This window comes from Janthinobacterium sp. BJB304 (genome assembly GCF_002735765.1).
In the GTDB taxonomy this organism is placed as follows: Bacteria; Pseudomonadota; Gammaproteobacteria; order Burkholderiales; family Burkholderiaceae_D; genus Janthinobacterium.
The window spans coordinates 238573-254391 of the sequence record NZ_PDZN01000004.1; the positions used below are offsets into that span (position 1 = coordinate 238573).

Here is a 15819-nt window from a genome sequence, read left to right on the forward strand (position 1 = left end):
GGTATCAGGCTTGAGGATCAGGCTGGAGCCTCAGGCGCGCGCGAGCAGCCGCGAAACCCAGCTTTGCGCGGCGGGCGGGGTTTCGCCTGCCAGGCTGGCGGCCAGTTCCTGCAAGGCGCGCGAGACGGCGTTGTGCGGCGTCAGCTTGAGGATGGGCACGCCCTGGCTGACGGAGGCCGCCACCGCTTCGTAGTGGTTGGGGATGGATTTGTAGACGTGCTTGCCATACGCCGCTTCCAGGTCGGCCACGCGGATGCTGTCGCTGCTGGCATAGCGGTTCAGGATCAGGCGGACCTTGTCTTCGCGGTAGCCGAGGCCGCGGAACACGTCGAGCAGGCGCTTGCCGTCGCGCACATACGGCAAGGTTGCCTGCAGCACGGGGAAGATCAGGTCGGCCCGGTCCAGCGCGCGCACGCTGACGGGGTCGAGTCCGCGTCCCACGTCGAGCAGGATGTAGTCGTACTGGCTGCGCGCCAGGGTCAGCAGCCGGTCGATATGGTCGGCCTCGACGTCGGCCGCATGGGCCGGGTCGTCGGCGGCGGCCAGCACGCTGTAGGCGGGTGTGATCTGGATCATGCTGGCGCTGAGCAGCGAGGCGTCGAGGCGCACGATCTGCTGCGACAGCTGCGACAGGGTGGTGGCCGGCTTGTGGTCCGAGACGAACAGGGCGGCGTCGCCGAACTGCAGGTTCAGGTCGAACAGCGCCACCTTGCGCTGTTCGCCGGCGGCCAGCGCGTAGCCGAGGTTGGCGGCGATGAAGGTGGCGCCGCTGCCGCCCTTGCACGAGACGAAGGCCAGCACCTGGCCCTTGCGCGTGACCTGTTTCTGCAGCTTGTCCTCGATGCGGCGCAAGGCGGCGCACAGGGCCGCGTCGTCGTCGGGATGCAGCACTTCGCGCACGCCGGCGCGCATCGAGCGCAGCAGGAATTGCGGACTTTGCTGCGGACATTGCACGATGATGGCCAGGTTCGGATGGCGTCCGCCCAGCAGTTCGAGCCGTTCCAGCTCCGCTTCGCCCGTCTGCTCCTGCTCCAGCAGCAGCAAGTCCGGCGTGACGCCGTTGTCGAACACATCCGGTATGCTCGCCAGCAGGGAGACGCGGTCGGCCGTGCTGCGTTCGCGCAGCAAACGGGTCAGCCGCTTGAGCTGGGCTTCATTCTTCGAGACGATGACGATATTCACTTGGTACTCCCCGGTAAAGACATTCGGTAAAGGCGTTCAGTTGATCTGGAAGCCCAGGCTTTCGGCGTGCATGATCACCACCGAGGCTGGCACGGCGATATTCAGAAAACCGAACAGGCTGACCATCGGCGTGTAGCTGACGTTGTCGATCGACACGCGCACGCTGTCGATGCAGCTGGCCGTGCGCGTGTTGTCGCCGCAGGCCGACAGGTTGTCGCCCGGGTCAGTCGGCGGCAAGGTCACTTCGGCGCCGCTCTTGTTCAGGTAGCGGATGGTGATGTTGGCGGCCGTCAGTTCGGGCGCGGCCGGCAGGGCCGTGCCGCCGAACAGGGCCAGGGTCTTGACGGCGTCCGTCTGGTCGATCCAGCGCACCACCGCTTCGCGCGCGGCGCGGCGGCTCACTTCCTGCACCGTGTTGTACAGGTACAGCATGCGGCCGAATTCCAGGATGCCGAACAGCAGGGTGAAAAACAGCAGCGACACCAGGGCGAATTCGACTGCGGCGGCGCCACGCTGGCGCCCGGCTGGAGGAGACGATGAAAGGCGGTGGCACATGGCGTTCTCCTTACAGCATGTAGCGCATGGTGGTGCGCGGTGCGAGCGGCGTGGCATAGGTGCTGGCCGCGCCGATCACGAAGGGCAGGTACTGGCCCACCGACAGCGTGTAGTTGACGACTTCGACGCGGATGCCGCCCGGCGCCGTGCCGTCGGTGCAGCTGCTGTCGTTGAATGCCGCGTCCAGGCAGGTGACCGTCACGTTGGCCGTGGTGAAGTCGCTGATGCCGGCGCTGACGGCCGCGTCGGCCACCGTCTGTTTGGCCGCCGGCACGCCCTGCGAGGCGATGCCAGCCTTGGCCTTGACGGACATGTTGCGCGCCGCGTCGCGCGTGGCCTTGTTCAGCGCGTCGTAGTACCAGAAAGCGCGGCCGAAGCCGAAGATGCCGGCCAGCAGGGTGATCAGCAGTGCCAGCACGATGCCGAATTCGACGGCGGCGCCGCCGCGCTGTTTGATAGGGGAAAGGTGGATGCGCATGGCCGCCTCACTTGTAGAGTTTGATTTCGGAATTCGGCACGGGCTCGATCAGGCCCGCGAACTCGACGTCGAGGCGCTTGGTGCCGCCGCTGAAATCGGCTTTCATCGTCATGAAGAATTTGCCGATGCCAACCGCGTTCATGGTGCCGCACGAAGCCGGCCCGACTGGCGCCGTGCGGCAGTCGACCAGCACCACGTTGAGGATGCGGCGGTTGCGCTGGCCCGGATGGGCCACCGATGGCGCCTGGAACGTGGGGCCGCTGGTCTGGTTGTACGGCGCAGGCGGCGTACTGGCAGGAAAGCCTGCGCCGGCGCTGACGGGGTAGCTGGCCGTGTCGAAGTAATTCGCCTTGGCCGTGCTGTACATGGGGTTGGCGTTGCCGTCCGCGACGCTGTAGGCCGTGCCGGCCTTGGCCGGGGTGGCGCCATTGCTTTGGTAGGCGGGGCCGTAGGACCACAGCACGCCGTAGCCGGCGAATTGGGCGAACGTGGCCGACGGTGCCGGGACGGGACCGGCTGACGGCAGCTGGTAATTCGGTTTGTTGCCGGCCAGGCTGACCGGCTGCTGGCTGGGCAAGGTGCTGGCGCCCGGCTGCATCCAGCCGGTGGGCGGCGAGTTGGCGGCAGTGGCGGCGCAGGGCGAGGCGGCGCCCACGCACGGATATTCCTTGATATTGGTGTCGGGCGGTGCCGTCGCGGGGTCGCACACGGATGGCCCGCCGTAGTCGTCGAAACGCGAATTGAGCGAGGCGGCCAGCGAAGCCGTCAGCCCCGTGTTCGTGTAGACCTGGCCCGTGCCGCTGGTGATGACGGCGCTGCTGCCGGTGCACATGAATGGCGCGGTGGAGGCGGCGCTCGCGTGCGAGGCGCTGCAGCTGCCGGGCGGCGCGTCGACGGGGTTGATCAGGTAGGGATCGGACGGGCCGCCCAGCGGATTGAGACCGAACAGATTGTAGGTGACGCCGCGGCGAAAACCGAATTCCACCAGCTCCGTCAGGCCCGTGCCGGCCGGCGCGGCCGGATACGTGTATTGCGCCGACTTGTTGGCCGGATCGACGGCGCACACGCCGATCGGCGTGACGTCGTTGACGAAGCGGCCCGCCACGGCCACGCCCGAGGTGCTGGTGCTGGCGATGCCGGCGATGCCCATCAGGTAGGTGGCGAAGGTCTTGCTGCCCGTGTCGACCTGGATGAAGGTCATTCCTTGCGGACTGGTGCGGGCGCTGGCGCCGGACGACCAGGGACCGTCCGGGCTGGGGCCAAAGCTGATGTTGGCGGCCGTGATGGTCAGCGCGGTGGAAAAGTCATAGCGGTTCTTTTGCGCGATGGCGATGGCCTTCGTCTGCGCATTGTCGATGCCGGCGGCGCTCTGATTGAGTTCCACGGCGCCTGCCAGGGCGGCGCTGTCGGCGCCGTTCTGCAGTTCCGTCTTGGCGATGTACAGGTGGCCCAGGTCCAGCACCAGGCCGCCCATGGCGAACAGCACCACCAGGGTCAGCCCCAGCACGATGGCGATCGCGCCCTGCTGCTTGTCGTGCCTGCGAAATGCGGTCTTCATGGCTGTCTCCTGGTGGCCTGGGGGGAGTGCGTCGCGAAACTGGCGCCTACTGGCGTCCGCCCACGCCGATGGTGAAGACGTTCGGTTGCGGTTCCGGCGCGGCGAACGATTTCTGGTAGCGCTGGTAGGCGCTGGCGCCGGCCTTGCCGTCGATGCCGCTGACGGGGTCCATGTTGCGGTAGGCGTCCGGATACATGATCTGCTGCGCCTTGAGCAGGGCCACCGATTCGCCGAAGTGCGAATCGAGCACGGGCGTGGTGGTGGCGGCGCAGCCGGCTAACAGCAATAGCGACAGCAGGGTGGCGCAAGGCAGGCAATGTGCGGTTTTCATGGTGTTCTCCTATTTGAGGTCGAAGCCGGCGGCGGACTGGGGCGCGGCCGCTTGCGGCTGCATGGGCGCTGCTGGCGCTGCGGGGGCGGGCGCCGGTGCGCTGCCCTCCATTTTTCCCTGCATGAACATGTCGCCGCGCGTCGGCTGGATGTAGCCGTCGGTGGGCAGCTTGTAGTCGGCCGGCAGCGGCTTGACCAGGTGCGGCGTGATGATGAAGACCAGTTCCGAGCGGTCCGTCTGGAAGTCCGTGCTGCGGAACAGGGCGCCCAGCACGGGCACTTCGCCCAGGCCTGGCAGGGCCTTGATATTGCTGGTCACGTTGTTCTTGATCAGGCCGCCGATGGCGAAGCTCTGGCCGTCGAACAGCTGCACCGTGGTGGTGGCGCGCCGCGTCGTAAACGATGGCAGGATGGCCGTGGCCGAGATGCCGGTGGCGGTGATGCCGATGCCGTCCTTGTTCAGGTCCGACACTTCCGGCGCCACCTTCAGGTTGATGCGCCCCCCATCGAGCACGGTGGGCGTGAATTTCACGGCCACGCCGAACTCCTTCTCTTCCAGGGTGATGGTGGGCACGCCGTTATTGTTGCTCTGGCTGACGGGGATGAAGATTTTGCCGCCGGCCAGGAAGCTGGCCTCCTGGCCGCTGATGGCCATGATGTTCGGTTCGGCCAGCACCTTGATCAGACCATCGCGTTTTTGCGCGTCGAGGTTGAAGAAGTTGTTCTTGCTGGCGCCGCTCAAGCCGCTGGGATTGTTGCTGAGAAGGCTGGACAGCAGCGAATACGACCAGCTGCCGATGGTCTTGTTGATGCCCAGACTGGCGCCCAGCTGGTCGACCAGCACCTTCGACACTTCGGCCACCTTCACTTCCAGCATCACCTGCTGCGGCGCGGCGATCGACAGCAGGTTGATCACGCGCGGCATGCTGGCATCCGGCGTGGCAGCGGGGGCCGGCGCGGCGGCGCCCGCGGCTGGCGCGGCGCCGGAGCTGGCCGCGCCGCTGCGGGCGCTGCGCTGTACATAGGCGTTGGCCAGCGACAGGGCCTGGTCGGCCTTGACGACGTCGCTGACCATGCCCGACAGGATCAGGGTGTCGCCCGCCACCGTGACGTGGATTTTTTCGTTCGGCAGCAGTTCGGCCATGCGTGCCTGCAGGCTGCTGCTGTCGATGCCGACGGCCAGGTCGATGATGGTGGCGTCATTGCTCTTGTTCCACAGGATCAGGTTGGTGGTGCCGACGGAACGCCCCAGCAGGTACACCTCGTTGGGATTGAGCAGGATGACGTCGGCGATGCGCGGGTCGCCGACGGACATGCGGCTGGCGGCGAACGGCAGGCGCATCAGGGTCGACTTGCCTTCGGCCAGGCTCATTTGCGGCGCCATCTCGGTGCGGCCGGCGCGCGATTCGCTTTGCGGCGGCGTGGCCCTGGGCCGGGCGGCCGCCCGATTGCTCCTGGCGGCTCCCGTGTCGGTGCCGGCGGCGGTGGCGGCAGCGGCGACGGGTTCGCCGCGTGCCTGGGGCGCCAGGGCGCCGATCATGGCGAGGGCAAGCGCCAGGCTCAGTACCCGGCTTCCGCTTGCTGTGCAATATGTGCTCATGGCGTGACTCCTCTGGTGCAGGTTAGAATTGTTGGGAGCTGCGTTCCAGCCCCTTGATGACATCGACGCGTGGACCGGCCTGAGGCGCGGGTGCGGCGGCGGGACGGCGGCGTGGCAGCGGCTTGGCTTGCACCATGGCGGCGGGGGCGGCCATGGCGACCTTTTCATCGAGCAAGCTGGACTTGGTGGCGCCTTCCGTGTTGACGGGCTTGTCCTCGACCTGATTGCGCAGCACCAGCGACAGGGTGCCCACGCTGCGCGCCAGGTCGAGTTTTTCAGCCTGATCCGGCGTCAGCTCCAGGGTCACGGCGTTGACCACCTTGGGCTTGGTGTCGTCGCGGCTCGATTCCTGGGCGATGGCCAGCACGAGGATGCGTTCGAGCACGATCTTGGAAATGTTCGGATCGCGGTCCGGCGTCTTGCGGGCCCCTTCGCCCTGGGTGTTGACGAGGATGTCGACGAAGTTGCCGGGCAGGGCGAAGCCGGCCACGCCCACCACGTCGTTGACGCGCACGGTCATGGCGCGCTTGCCCTCGGCGACGACGGCCGACAGGCCGCCTTGCGTGCCGGGAGGCGCCAGCTTGCCTTCCATGATCGGTTCGCCGTGCTGGATGCTGGTGCGCGTGACGCGCGTTTCCAGCAGTTTCGGATCGTTGATGGCGCCTGGCGGCAGCGCGTTCGATGGCCAGTCGACCATGCGCACCATGTCGGGCGTGAGGCGTGCCCCCAGGCTGATGTCGACCTGGGCCACGGCCACCTTGTTGATGTTGCCCGAGGCTTGGGCATTGATCCAGCGCGCGGCCACGATGACCGCGGCGAACGCCAGGATGACCGCAATGGCCATCATCGTCAGAGCGCGTGCGTTTCTCATTTTGCTTCCCCTTTGTGCTGGACCGCTGCCGGTCCGGTGTGTGTGCTTGCGAGGTCGTTATCGCTGCCGAAATAGTTTTGCCATGCCCAGAACAGGACTTCCGGAGACAGTTGCGCCGGGTGGTCTTCATAACGCGCCTGGTCGCAGACCTGCGCGAGGATGTCGCGCGGATAGCAGGCGAGCAAGGGCCGCTTGTAGAGGCTATGCAGGTGCAGCAGGTAGGTGTAGGAGGCTTCGTCGAAATTGATGCCCAGCTGGGCGCAGGTGCTGCGGAACACGGCCAGGTAGTGGTAGGCGCTCAAGGGACCCACATGGATCTTGTAGCCGATGCGGCGCAGGAAGGAATCGTCGGCCAGCTGCTGCGGCGCCAGGTTCGACGAGAACACGACGATGACGTCGAAGGGCACGGGGAATTTGTAGCCCGTGTGCAGCGACAGGTAATCGATGTGGCGCGCCATCGGCACGATCCAGCGGTTCATCAGTTCCACGGGCGAGCAGCGCTGGCGGCCCAGGTCGTCGATGATGAAGATGCCGTTGTTGGCCTTCAGGTGCGGCGGCGCCTGGTACAGGCGGGTGCCCTGGTCGAATTGCAGGTCCAGCATGTCGAGCGTCAGCTCGCCGCCCGTCAGCACGGCGGGGCGTTCGGCGCGCACCCAGCGGGGGTCGGATGGCACGAGGCCTTTGCTTGACAGGGTGTGCAGCATGGGGTCGAGGAAGGGCAGCACTTCGCCGTCGACCATCACGGCATGGGGCAGGGCGATGGCGCCGCTGAGCAAGCCGTTCAGGCTCTCGGCCAGGTAGCTCTTGCCGCTGCCGGCGGGGCCGTGAAAGAACAGGGCGCGTCCGGAATTCATGGCTGCGCCCAGCTGGTCGAGCACGGCCGAACTGGCCACCACGTCGCGAAATTCGCGCTGCACGTCGTCGCGGGTGACATGCATGTCGGCCACGCTTTGCGCCAGCACCTGGTTGCTGTAATCGGACAAGGTGACGGGGGCGGGACCGCTGTAGGCGTTGCGGCGCATGTATTCGGCGGCGCGCAGGCGGCCCTGGTCGCCCAGCAGGTAATACAGGTCGGCGTCGGTGCCGCTGCCGCCATTGCGGCGCGCTTCGCACAGCTTTTCGGCGCGCATGAAGGTGAGCAGCGGTTCGAGCACGCCGGCGCCCAGTTTCACGTGCGTCGACAGGGCGGGCAGGCCGATCTGGCCGCGCAGGAAGAGTATCTTGACCAGCAGTTCGACCAGGAACAGGAAGGGCAATCCCGTTTCCTCGACCGTGCGTGGCGCGCGCTTGGCCGCCGGTTCGACGCCGCCGCCGTCGCTGCGTTCTGGATAGGTGTCAGGCATGATGGATACTCCTCTTGTTCGGATGGCTGGATATCAGAAAATGAAGGGCAGCAGGCGGTACTTCACCTGGCGCATGTAGACGCGGTAGCGCACGTCGGCGGACAGGAAACGCTCTTCGCGCAGCAGGCGCATCACCATCATGCCCATCGTCGCGACATAAATGACGGTGTTGGCGGGCGAAGTGTTGGCCAGCAGGTAGCCGCTCAGGGAAATCAGGTAGCTTGCATACAGCGGATGGCGTATCACGCGGTAGACGCCGCCCGTCTTGATCTCGCGCTGCGCCGCCACCAGGCCGAAGCTGCGGTTCAGCGACAGCAGGCCGGCGATCTGCAGCAGGCTGCCGACGGCCAGCAGATAGCGCGCGCCGGGCCAGATGGCCATGTCGGCGGGGGACAGAAGGAAGGGCGCGAAGGTGGCGCCGATGGCCAGCAGCCAGTCGCCCGCATCGGTGGAGACGCTGACGGGGGCCGAACGCACGATGAAGAACAGGGCGGCCAGGGTTTCGGCGGCGCAGAACAGCAGATAGCTCCAGTCGCCGCTGTGCAGGAATCCCACCACGTGGGCGCTGGCAAAGAACGTCCACAGGCAAGCCATGGCGATGCTGGTGAACAGGCTGGCGTGGCGCGAGTGGCAGAGGGTGGCGAGGGTGTCCATGGTCAGGTCCTATGGTGGCTGGTCGTCGGAGCGGCGCGTTTCAGCGCAGACTCCACAGGTGGGTGTAATGCAGGAAGACCTGCAAGCCGGTGCCGCTGGCGATGGCGAAGGCGTAGGCCAGCTTGCCGGTGGCCGGCGGCGGCTCGGCGATCGTGGCGGCGCCGCCGGCCAGGCTGTGCAGCAGCGCGCCCAGCATCATGTGATACGTGTTTTTCAGCACCTGGCGCAGGCGCTGGCCGGCCAGCGCGGCGGCCAGGGCCAGCACGCCGCCGCACAGGAAGGTCAGCAGGGCCGCTTCGAGCACGGCGTCGGGACCGAGGAAGGCGCCGCACATGGCCATCAGCTTGACGTCGCCGGCGCCCAGGGCGCGCAGCAGGTACATGGGCAGCAGCAGGGCCAGCCCGGCGGCGGCGCCGGCCAGGGCCTGCAGCAGTCCCAGGCCGCCGAAGGAGGCGTCGAACAGGCCGGCGCCCGATGGCACGAAGCTGTTGAGGATCAAGCCCGCCAGCGTGCCCCACAACACCAGCCGGTTCGGGATGCGGCGCGTGCGCAGGTCGTGCCACAGGGCGCTGGCGAGCAGGGTGGCCAGCACGGCCAGGCACAGCAGCATGGGCAGGTGGGCGTTCATGACGTCAGTCCTTCCTTGCTCATGCAGGGCGCCGTGGCCATGTGCATGGCCGGTGCCGCGGCCTGGCTGCCCAGCAGCCGTCCCACCAGGCGCCACACCAGCGCCGCGCCGGCCGCACCCACATAGCCGTCAAGCGCATAGTGCCAGCCCAGGTGGATGGAGCCGAGCAGGATCAGCATGGCGAAGGCGGACAGGGCGATCCCTGCGGCGCGGCTGACCTTCCAGCCCATGATGGCCATCAGCACGGCGGTGGCCACATGCATGCTGGGCATGGCGGAGATGCCCAGTTCACCGTTCGCGCCCTTGCTTTGATAGCCTTGCCACAGCATGTCCTGCACCTGCAGGGCCCAGACGGGAACGTGCTGGTTGGCGTCATGCAGGTAGGCCATCAGCGGCGCATATGGATCGCTGGCGTGCAGGTGGCCGTAGTAGCAGGGACCGACCGAGGCAAACAGCACGGCCAGGATGCTGCCCAGGGCGATCCAGGTCAGCGCAAAGCTGAGCAGGAACTGCATGCGCAGCAGCGGGCGGCGCGTGTCGAGGATGAGCCAGTACAGGATGGCGTAGAACAGGAAGAACCAGAAATGGTAGCTGAAGTTGAGCAAGCCCGTGACGAGCGGGTGGCCCAGCAGCGGCTGCAGCCTTTCCCATGGGGCCATGCCGCCATGCAGCGCGAGGTCCCAGGCGGACAGCGTGGCATCCCAGGTGTAGGGGTGCAGGCGCGGAATGGCGCCCTTGAAGACGGTGAAGCTGGAGGCGAAGACGGGAATCAGCAGCATGGCCGGCAGCGCGTGCAGCAGGCGCTCGTTGCTCAGGTAGCGGCGCAGATCGTGGTACAGATAGTGGCACAGGCGGTGCGGGCGTTTCATCACCATGACGTGGATGGTGTAGCCGCACAGGATGAAGACGGGACCCGTGAGGATGGCCACGAAGAAGCCGGCCAGCACGTTGAGGATATCCGATGCGCTGGGCAGGCTGCCGGCCAGCAAGGTCGCGGCGGCGGCGTACAGCAGCACGATCAGCAGCAGGGCGCGGTGGGTGCGCAGCGAGGCGCGCAGGGTGTTCATGACAGGGCCAGGACCACTTGGTCCTTGACGTAGACAAACAGCAGCTTGACCTGGTCGCCAAGCACGGTGATCGTGACCACCAGCACTGCCGCGATCAGGCCCGCCAGCAGCGCGTATTCGATCGCTGTAACGGCGGACTCGTCGGATAAACGGCTGAAGAGATATTTCACGATGGGCCTCGCTAGGCGGTATCAAGGTGGGCGTGCCGGGAATATGGGGAAGCGTAGTCCGGGCTGGCGCTGGGCCGGCCCGGACAGCAGCGCGTCAGGCATTGGCGGTGGTCAGCTTGGTGCCGATGGTGCTGAAGGTTTTTTTCAGCTGCGTGCCGACGATGGTGATGGCGGCGATGATCACCACGGCGATCAGGGCAGCGATCAGGCCGTACTCGATTGCGGTGACGCCATCTTCTTCGCGGATAAAGTTTTTGATGAGGTTCATGACAACTCCTGGTGGTGGTTAAGGTACGACGGTGGGTAAAACGGTTTTACAGCGTTGCTTCCTGGTGCTAGGCTCTCATGGGCTTTCGCCCAGTGCGAGCAGTCCGATGATGCACACCACCGCCATGAGGGCCGCCACTAGGGCATAGCGGTAGAACGCAGCCTTTTCCTTGCCCTGCAAATAGGTGATCAGGGCTGTCGGAAGAAACTTGTCAAGGCGCATGCTGTGCTCCGTGTCGTGGTGGGCCGCGCGGTGATTTGCACTCCGGTAAATCCACTATAGAAGTCAGCAGCTTGATCTACATCAGAAGAACATCCTTTTATTGCAAGGAGGAATTGCTTGTTTTTTTCGTGACAATTGTCATGGTCGAGTCTGGCGCGCGGGCGCACGGGCGCAGGCAGCGCCGGTGGCTGGCGAAGGGGGCGGTGGAGGGAGTGCGCGGCCGGGCAGTGGCCGTGCCGGGGGACAGCGGCGTCAGGCGCCGGGCGGCAATTGGCCCAGCTGGTGCTTGGTGGCGTAGGCGTACAGTTCCAGGCGGTTGTACACGCCCAGCTTGCGGTAGATCGACGTCAGGTGGTTGCGCAGGGTGTGTTCGGAGATGAACAGCTGGTCCGCCAGCAGCTTGGCCGGCGTGCCGCTGCCGTGCACCAGCGCGGCGATGATCTTTCTTTCCTTGAGGGTCAGGCTGGCGATGGAGATGGCTTGCGCCGAGCCGCCGCCGGGCTGGGTCAGCTGCGTCAGCATGCGTCCCAGCATCGCGTGTTCCAGCCACAGCTCGCCCTGGTACACCTTTTCGATGGCCTTCAGCACCATCTCCGCCGGCGCATCCTTGCTGACGATGCCGCGCGCGCCTTTCAGCACCGTCTGGTCCAGGACGGCCTGGTCGTGGCTGGCCGTCAGCACCAGCACGCGCGTGCTGCCGCACTGCGCCAGCGCGGGCAGGATGGCCAGCGAGCTGATGCCGCCCAGGTCCAGGTCCAGCACGATCACATCCGGTTGCAGCGCCTTCGCCTGCTCCAGCGCCTCGGCGCTGTCGGACGCCGTGGCGACCACGCGCATGCCCGAGTGCTCGCCGCCGATCAGCCGCTCCAGGCCCCACAGCATGGTCTTATGATCGTCCACCAGCATGACGCTGATGACATGGCTGGCCGGGGGCGTGTAGCGTAAGTCGTTCATATGGGGATCTCGATCTGCACGGAGGTGTTGCCCAGCATGCCATGCGTGACGCGGGCCGTGCCACCCAGGGCGGCTGCGCGTTCGGCCAGCGAGTCGGGCAGAAAATCGGGGACGTGCGCGGCGGCGCATTCGTTGTCGATGCTGATGTGCAGCGCGCCCTGCACGCAGGTCAGCTTGACGGCGCCGTGGCGCGCCGACGTATGCTTGCGGATATTGCTCATGCCTTCGTTGACGATCTGGAACACCTCGGCCGCCAGGCGGTCGTTGATGTGCAGGTCGCCTTCGATTTGCAGGGCGATATCGATGCCATAGAATTCGCGGATCTGCGTGGCCTGGCGGCGCAGCGCGACCAGCAGTTCCGGCTCGCTTTGCACCTGGCCGTTCTTGAACGTGCGCGCGTAGCTGCGCAGGTCGGCGATTACCTGGCCCGACATGATGATCAGTTTTTCCAGTTCGGGCAGCAGCGGGTTGCCGGGCGTGGCTTCGTTGCGCAGGGCCGCCAGGCCGTGGCGCAGGCCGATGTACGGCTGCACGGCCGTGTCATGCAGGTCGCGGGCGATCTTTTCGCGCTCGCGCGAGGCCGCCTGCGACGCCAGGCGGTCGAGCAGGTCGATGTTTTCAATGACGGGAAACGCCTGCGCGCCGATATGACTGAGAAACAGGGCATCCGTCTTGCTCATACTGGTGGCGGAGACGATAAAGATGCGGCCCTTGCCATTGCGCAGGGGGAGCGGTGCGCTGATGAAGGCGTGCGCTTCGAGCAGCTCGGCCAGGCGGTCGCCTGCCGCGTCGTCGTGCCGCAGCCAGCGTCCGCTGTCGGGATCGAGCATGCGCGCGCCGCCTGTCCACGGCAGCCAGCGGCCGGCGGGCTGGTTGTACAAGGCGATTTTATCGTGCGGGAAAGCGAGCAGGGGACTGGCCGCGTCATCGCTGAGGAGCGAGCTGGTGTGCACGACGCCCGTTGCCGTTTGCAGCACGCTGCGCAGCGACCAGACCCGCGTGCCCTTGTCCTGCATGATCAGCAGGCAGCTGCGGCCGTTGAAATAACTGCGGGTTTTTTCCAGTACGGAGGTAATGGTCTGGTCGACGCCGAAGCGCGGATTGGACAGCTGGCTGACATCGCGCAGCAGCGCCAGGTGGCTGCGCTGCGTGATGGCCGAGCCGCCCCAATAGGCGATCATGTAGCCGAGCGCCAGCAGGAAGGTGGTACGCAGCAGCAGGCGCGACAGCTCCGCATCCGATTCGCCGAACAGGGCCGTGGCGGCGAACAGGCCGGCCGAGGCCAGGGTCACGCGCGCGCCTTCCTCGAAGCCCCGCTGGAACGACGAGGTCAGGATGGCAAAGAAAAAAAACAGGAAGAATAAATTGTTGTGGCTGCTGGTGGAAAACACGATCAGCGCATACCAGGCCACGTCGAGCCAGTACAGCAAGATGTCCTGGGGCAGGCTGAAGCCCAGCACGGCCAGCACGTAGAGCAGCAGGCTGTGCATGGTGTAGGCGGAAAAGATCAGCCAGGTAATCTTGCTCAGCTTGCCGGCGCTTTCGGGGTCGATGAACAGGGTCAGCAAGGTGGCGCTCGACAGCAGCAGGCGCATGCCGTTGACCATGGTCGTATCCATGCCGGCACCCGGCAAGCCGGATCTGAGGGGAGGATCGAGATTCACAAGCGCTCCTGGCCATGTCCCGCATGGTGAGCCATGCGCAGGGATAGATACCACAGATAAATTCTTGTTATTGTTGCTGCAATCAATGACGAGTCTACGCACACGCCATAAAGATGTCTACTGGAATCCTTTGTCTTGCGTTGCTTTTTTTACAGCGGCTGCACCATCACGCGGTTGCGCCCGGCGCCCTTGGCCAGGTACAGGGCGCGGTCGGCGGCGCCGATCAGGGCGGAGATGGTCGGCTGCTGCTGCGGGTGCTGGGTGGCGATGCCGATGCTGACCGTGATGTACTCGACCTCATTGCCCGTCTTGGCATGCGGAATGCGCAGTCCGGCCGCGTGCTGGCGGATTACCTCGGCCATGCGCAGCGCCTGCGCCGCGTCCGTGTCGGGCAGGATGGCGGCAAATTCCTCGCCGCCATAGCGCGCCAGCAAGTCTGTGGGGCGCTGCAGGATGGCGGCCAGTTCGGCCGCGACGCGGATCAGGCAATCATCACCTTGCTGGTGGCCGTAATGGTCGTTGTAATCCTTGAAGTGATCGATATCGATCATCAGCAGCGACAGGGGGCTGCCCGTGCGCATGGCGCGCCGCATTTCCTTCTCGATCGCCACGTCGAAGTGGCGGCGGTTGGCGATGCCCGTCAAGCCGTCGGCAAAGGTTTGCGAACGCAAGACCATGGTCTGTTCGCGCAGCAGCTTTTCGCGGCCCACGGCGATGGTGACATCATTGATCTGGATCAGGCAGTGGCGCGGCGAATCGGGCAAATTGATTGGCGTGACGGCGATCGCCTGCTGCATGCGCTCCCGGCCTTCGGCCGCGCCATGCGTGTACAGGGGAAACGGCGCCTTGTGCAGGGTCTGCGACAGCAGCGACTGGAAATTGTCGCGCAGGGCCTGGGTGATGGCCGAATCGATGCGCTTGTGGCGCAGTTCCGGATAGACGGTGAAGAAATCCTGGCCCAGCACGGCGTCGGCCTGGCATGCCGAGTGGCGCGCCATCCAGTGGTTCCACAGCACGATGCGGTGCTGCTCGTCGAGCACGATGGCGCCCAGGTTGACGGCGCCGAGTATGCTCTCGAGCAGGGCGAGTCGGTGTAAGGCATCCGGCATGATCGTCACGCCTGTCCCAGGACCTTGGCCAGATAGTGGCTGACCTGCTGCTTCAGGTCGTGCAGGGCGGACAGGTCGAGCACGAATGCCACATAACCGTGGATCTGGTGCTTGGACAGCACGAAGTCGATATGCAGCATCAGTACGACGGCCTCGTCATCGTGGCCGCCGAACGAAGACAGGATTTCCGCGCTGGTACCCACGTGGTACAGGGGCAGCGAGCCATGCAGTTCGCTGTCGAACAGGTTGGCCAAAGTCCCTACGCAGGAATTGAGGATGATGTTGCCGATCTCGCTCATCGCTTCCTGTTCCATCTCCGTCAGTTCCTGCAGCGGCATGGCGTCGCCCACCATCAGGCGCACGATTTCCAGGCTTTTATCTTCGGGAAACATCAGGATGGCTTCGGTGGCGAAGGCGCCATCGTAATGCTGGCTGACGCCGCAGATGCGTTCGCCATCCTTCTTGCTGCCCAGCAGGGCAGCCGCATCGGCACGGTTCAGGAAAGTGATCGACGGCACCGACATGGTGACTTCTTCATTGACGATCTCGCTCATCGCGGCGGCCGCATGGCCCACCCCGATGTTGAATATCTCCACGAGGGCATCGTTTTCCAGTTCGGAGAGATTGACCATGCTCACAGTCCCAGTGACTCGATCAGCTGGTGGATGCGGGTTTCCGTGATCGGTTTTTCCATGAAGCCGACACGAAGTTCGATGGCGCGGTTGCGGATGGCGTTTTGCACGTTCGCCGTGACGAGAACGATGTGCGTTTGGGGGCACAGCGCGCGCAATTGTTCCGCCGCCGCCACACCGCCCATGCCGGGCATGTTGACATCCAGTAATATCAGCACAGGGCTGACAGTCTTGACTTTTTCCAGGGCTTCCTCACCCGTCGCCGCCTCAATCACTTGCCAGTCGGCATGTTTGCTGAGGATGAACTGATGCGACATCAGACGTGAAACCCGGCTGTCATCGACAACAAGTACCTGCTTACTGTGATTCATGTGCTATTCCTGAAACGTCATATCGGTCAATCGTGCCATTTTCGCATATTTTAGAGGGCATAGAGAGTAATTGGCTGGGCAATTGCCTTGGGGCAAGTCTTTTCCACTTGCCTGTTGTATCCCGTCGCCAGGTCCGTCATCATGGCCGGCTGGCCGGGCCGGC

19 protein-coding genes are annotated in these 15819 nt (G+C 65.3%); all 19 read right to left on the reverse strand.

What is annotated here, in order from left to right:
* Positions 1-30: 30 nt before the first annotated feature.
* A complete protein-coding gene (locus CSQ95_RS06790; protein WP_099408937.1) occupies positions 31-1182 on the reverse strand; it encodes an AAA family ATPase in 1152 nt (383 codons plus the stop codon).
* Between the two features lie 36 nt (positions 1183-1218).
* On the reverse strand, positions 1219-1737 hold the full coding sequence (locus CSQ95_RS06795) for a TadE/TadG family type IV pilus assembly protein (RefSeq protein ID WP_099408938.1): 519 nt from the start codon (positions 1735-1737) through the stop codon (positions 1219-1221).
* A 10-nt stretch (positions 1738-1747) separates the two neighbouring features.
* Entirely contained in the window at positions 1748-2215 is a 468-nt protein-coding gene (locus CSQ95_RS06800) for a TadE/TadG family type IV pilus assembly protein (protein WP_099408939.1), read from the reverse strand.
* Positions 2216-2222: 7 nt separating this feature from the next.
* Complete coding sequence (locus tag CSQ95_RS30280) at positions 2223-3773, reverse strand: TadE/TadG family type IV pilus assembly protein (protein ID WP_099408940.1); 1551 nt, start codon at positions 3771-3773, stop codon at positions 2223-2225.
* A gap of 46 nt (positions 3774-3819) precedes the next feature.
* Complete coding sequence (locus CSQ95_RS06810) at positions 3820-4104, reverse strand: hypothetical protein (RefSeq protein WP_070222427.1); 285 nt, start codon at positions 4102-4104, stop codon at positions 3820-3822.
* A 9-nt stretch (positions 4105-4113) separates the two neighbouring features.
* Positions 4114-5703 carry a type II and III secretion system protein family protein gene (locus tag CSQ95_RS06815; protein WP_099408941.1) on the reverse strand — a complete coding sequence of 530 codons (1590 nt, stop codon included), beginning with the start codon at positions 5701-5703 and terminating at the stop codon, positions 4114-4116.
* 22 nt (positions 5704-5725) lie between these two features.
* Positions 5726-6574, reverse strand: coding sequence for a Flp pilus assembly protein CpaB (cpaB, locus tag CSQ95_RS06820; protein ID WP_070313226.1), 849 nt, complete (start codon positions 6572-6574; stop codon positions 5726-5728).
* The gene (locus CSQ95_RS06825) at positions 6571-7917 is read right to left on the reverse strand and encodes an ATP-binding protein (protein WP_218963584.1); all 1347 of its coding nucleotides are present in this window, start codon (positions 7915-7917) and stop codon (positions 6571-6573) included. Before CSQ95_RS06825 ends, cpaB begins: the two co-directional genes overlap by 4 nt.
* Positions 7918-7950: 33 nt before the next feature.
* Positions 7951-8571, reverse strand: coding sequence for an isoprenylcysteine carboxylmethyltransferase family protein (locus CSQ95_RS06830; RefSeq protein ID WP_070222435.1), 621 nt, complete (start codon positions 8569-8571; stop codon positions 7951-7953).
* 40 nt (positions 8572-8611) lie between these two features.
* Positions 8612-9199, reverse strand: coding sequence for a prepilin peptidase (locus CSQ95_RS06835; RefSeq protein ID WP_218963585.1), 588 nt, complete (start codon positions 9197-9199; stop codon positions 8612-8614).
* The gene (locus CSQ95_RS06840) at positions 9196-10266 is read right to left on the reverse strand and encodes a phosphatase PAP2 family protein (RefSeq protein WP_099408942.1); all 1071 of its coding nucleotides are present in this window, start codon (positions 10264-10266) and stop codon (positions 9196-9198) included. The genes CSQ95_RS06835 and CSQ95_RS06840 overlap by 4 nt, the downstream gene beginning before the upstream one ends.
* Entirely contained in the window at positions 10263-10436 is a 174-nt protein-coding gene (locus CSQ95_RS06845; protein ID WP_099408943.1) for a Flp family type IVb pilin, read from the reverse strand. The genes CSQ95_RS06840 and CSQ95_RS06845 overlap by 4 nt, the downstream gene beginning before the upstream one ends.
* A gap of 94 nt (positions 10437-10530) precedes the next feature.
* Complete coding sequence (locus tag CSQ95_RS06850; protein WP_070222439.1) at positions 10531-10704, reverse strand: Flp family type IVb pilin; 174 nt, start codon at positions 10702-10704, stop codon at positions 10531-10533.
* A gap of 75 nt (positions 10705-10779) precedes the next feature.
* A complete protein-coding gene (locus tag CSQ95_RS29620) occupies positions 10780-10926 on the reverse strand; it encodes a hypothetical protein (protein WP_157814672.1) in 147 nt (48 codons plus the stop codon).
* A gap of 252 nt (positions 10927-11178) precedes the next feature.
* Positions 11179-11880, reverse strand: coding sequence for a response regulator transcription factor (locus CSQ95_RS06855; protein ID WP_257217970.1), 702 nt, complete (start codon positions 11878-11880; stop codon positions 11179-11181).
* Positions 11877-13544 (reverse strand): sensor histidine kinase, encoded by a 1668-nt coding sequence (locus CSQ95_RS06860; protein WP_139142972.1) that lies wholly within the window; start codon positions 13542-13544, stop codon positions 11877-11879. Before CSQ95_RS06860 ends, CSQ95_RS06855 begins: the two co-directional genes overlap by 4 nt.
* Before the next feature lie 149 nt (positions 13545-13693).
* On the reverse strand, positions 13694-14653 hold the full coding sequence (locus tag CSQ95_RS06865; protein WP_099408997.1) for a GGDEF domain-containing protein: 960 nt from the start codon (positions 14651-14653) through the stop codon (positions 13694-13696).
* A gap of 5 nt (positions 14654-14658) precedes the next feature.
* The gene (locus tag CSQ95_RS06870; protein ID WP_070222465.1) at positions 14659-15285 is read right to left on the reverse strand and encodes a chemotaxis protein CheC; all 627 of its coding nucleotides are present in this window, start codon (positions 15283-15285) and stop codon (positions 14659-14661) included.
* Between the two features lie 2 nt (positions 15286-15287).
* The gene (locus CSQ95_RS06875; RefSeq protein ID WP_070222443.1) at positions 15288-15656 is read right to left on the reverse strand and encodes a response regulator; all 369 of its coding nucleotides are present in this window, start codon (positions 15654-15656) and stop codon (positions 15288-15290) included.
* Positions 15657-15819 lie beyond the last annotated feature (163 nt).

Coding starts and splice junctions, on each gene's coding strand:
- CSQ95_RS06795 (WP_099408938.1), bottom strand. CDS start 1,737: ATGTGCCACCGCCTTTCATCGTCTCCTCCAGCCGGGCGCCAGCGTGGC.
- CSQ95_RS06800 (WP_099408939.1), bottom strand. CDS start 2,215: ATGCGCATCCACCTTTCCCCTATCAAACAGCGCGGCGGCGCCGCCGTC.
- CSQ95_RS30280 (WP_099408940.1), bottom strand. CDS start 3,773: ATGAAGACCGCATTTCGCAGGCACGACAAGCAGCAGGGCGCGATCGCC.
- CSQ95_RS06810 (WP_070222427.1), bottom strand. CDS start 4,104: ATGAAAACCGCACATTGCCTGCCTTGCGCCACCCTGCTGTCGCTATTG.
- CSQ95_RS06815 (WP_099408941.1), bottom strand. CDS start 5,703: ATGAGCACATATTGCACAGCAAGCGGAAGCCGGGTACTGAGCCTGGCG.
- cpaB (WP_070313226.1), bottom strand. CDS start 6,574: ATGAGAAACGCACGCGCTCTGACGATGATGGCCATTGCGGTCATCCTG.
- CSQ95_RS06825 (WP_218963584.1), bottom strand. CDS start 7,917: ATGCCTGACACCTATCCAGAACGCAGCGACGGCGGCGGCGTCGAACCG.
- CSQ95_RS06830 (WP_070222435.1), bottom strand. CDS start 8,571: ATGGACACCCTCGCCACCCTCTGCCACTCGCGCCACGCCAGCCTGTTC.
- CSQ95_RS06835 (WP_218963585.1), bottom strand. CDS start 9,199: ATGAACGCCCACCTGCCCATGCTGCTGTGCCTGGCCGTGCTGGCCACC.
- CSQ95_RS06840 (WP_099408942.1), bottom strand. CDS start 10,266: ATGAACACCCTGCGCGCCTCGCTGCGCACCCACCGCGCCCTGCTGCTG.
- CSQ95_RS06850 (WP_070222439.1), bottom strand. CDS start 10,704: ATGAACCTCATCAAAAACTTTATCCGCGAAGAAGATGGCGTCACCGCA.
- CSQ95_RS29620 (WP_157814672.1), bottom strand. CDS start 10,926: ATGCGCCTTGACAAGTTTCTTCCGACAGCCCTGATCACCTATTTGCAG.
- CSQ95_RS06855 (WP_257217970.1), bottom strand. CDS start 11,880: ATGAACGACTTACGCTACACGCCCCCGGCCAGCCATGTCATCAGCGTC.
- CSQ95_RS06865 (WP_099408997.1), bottom strand. CDS start 14,653: ATGCCGGATGCCTTACACCGACTCGCCCTGCTCGAGAGCATACTCGGC.
- CSQ95_RS06870 (WP_070222465.1), bottom strand. CDS start 15,285: ATGGTCAATCTCTCCGAACTGGAAAACGATGCCCTCGTGGAGATATTC.
- CSQ95_RS06875 (WP_070222443.1), bottom strand. CDS start 15,656: ATGAATCACAGTAAGCAGGTACTTGTTGTCGATGACAGCCGGGTTTCA.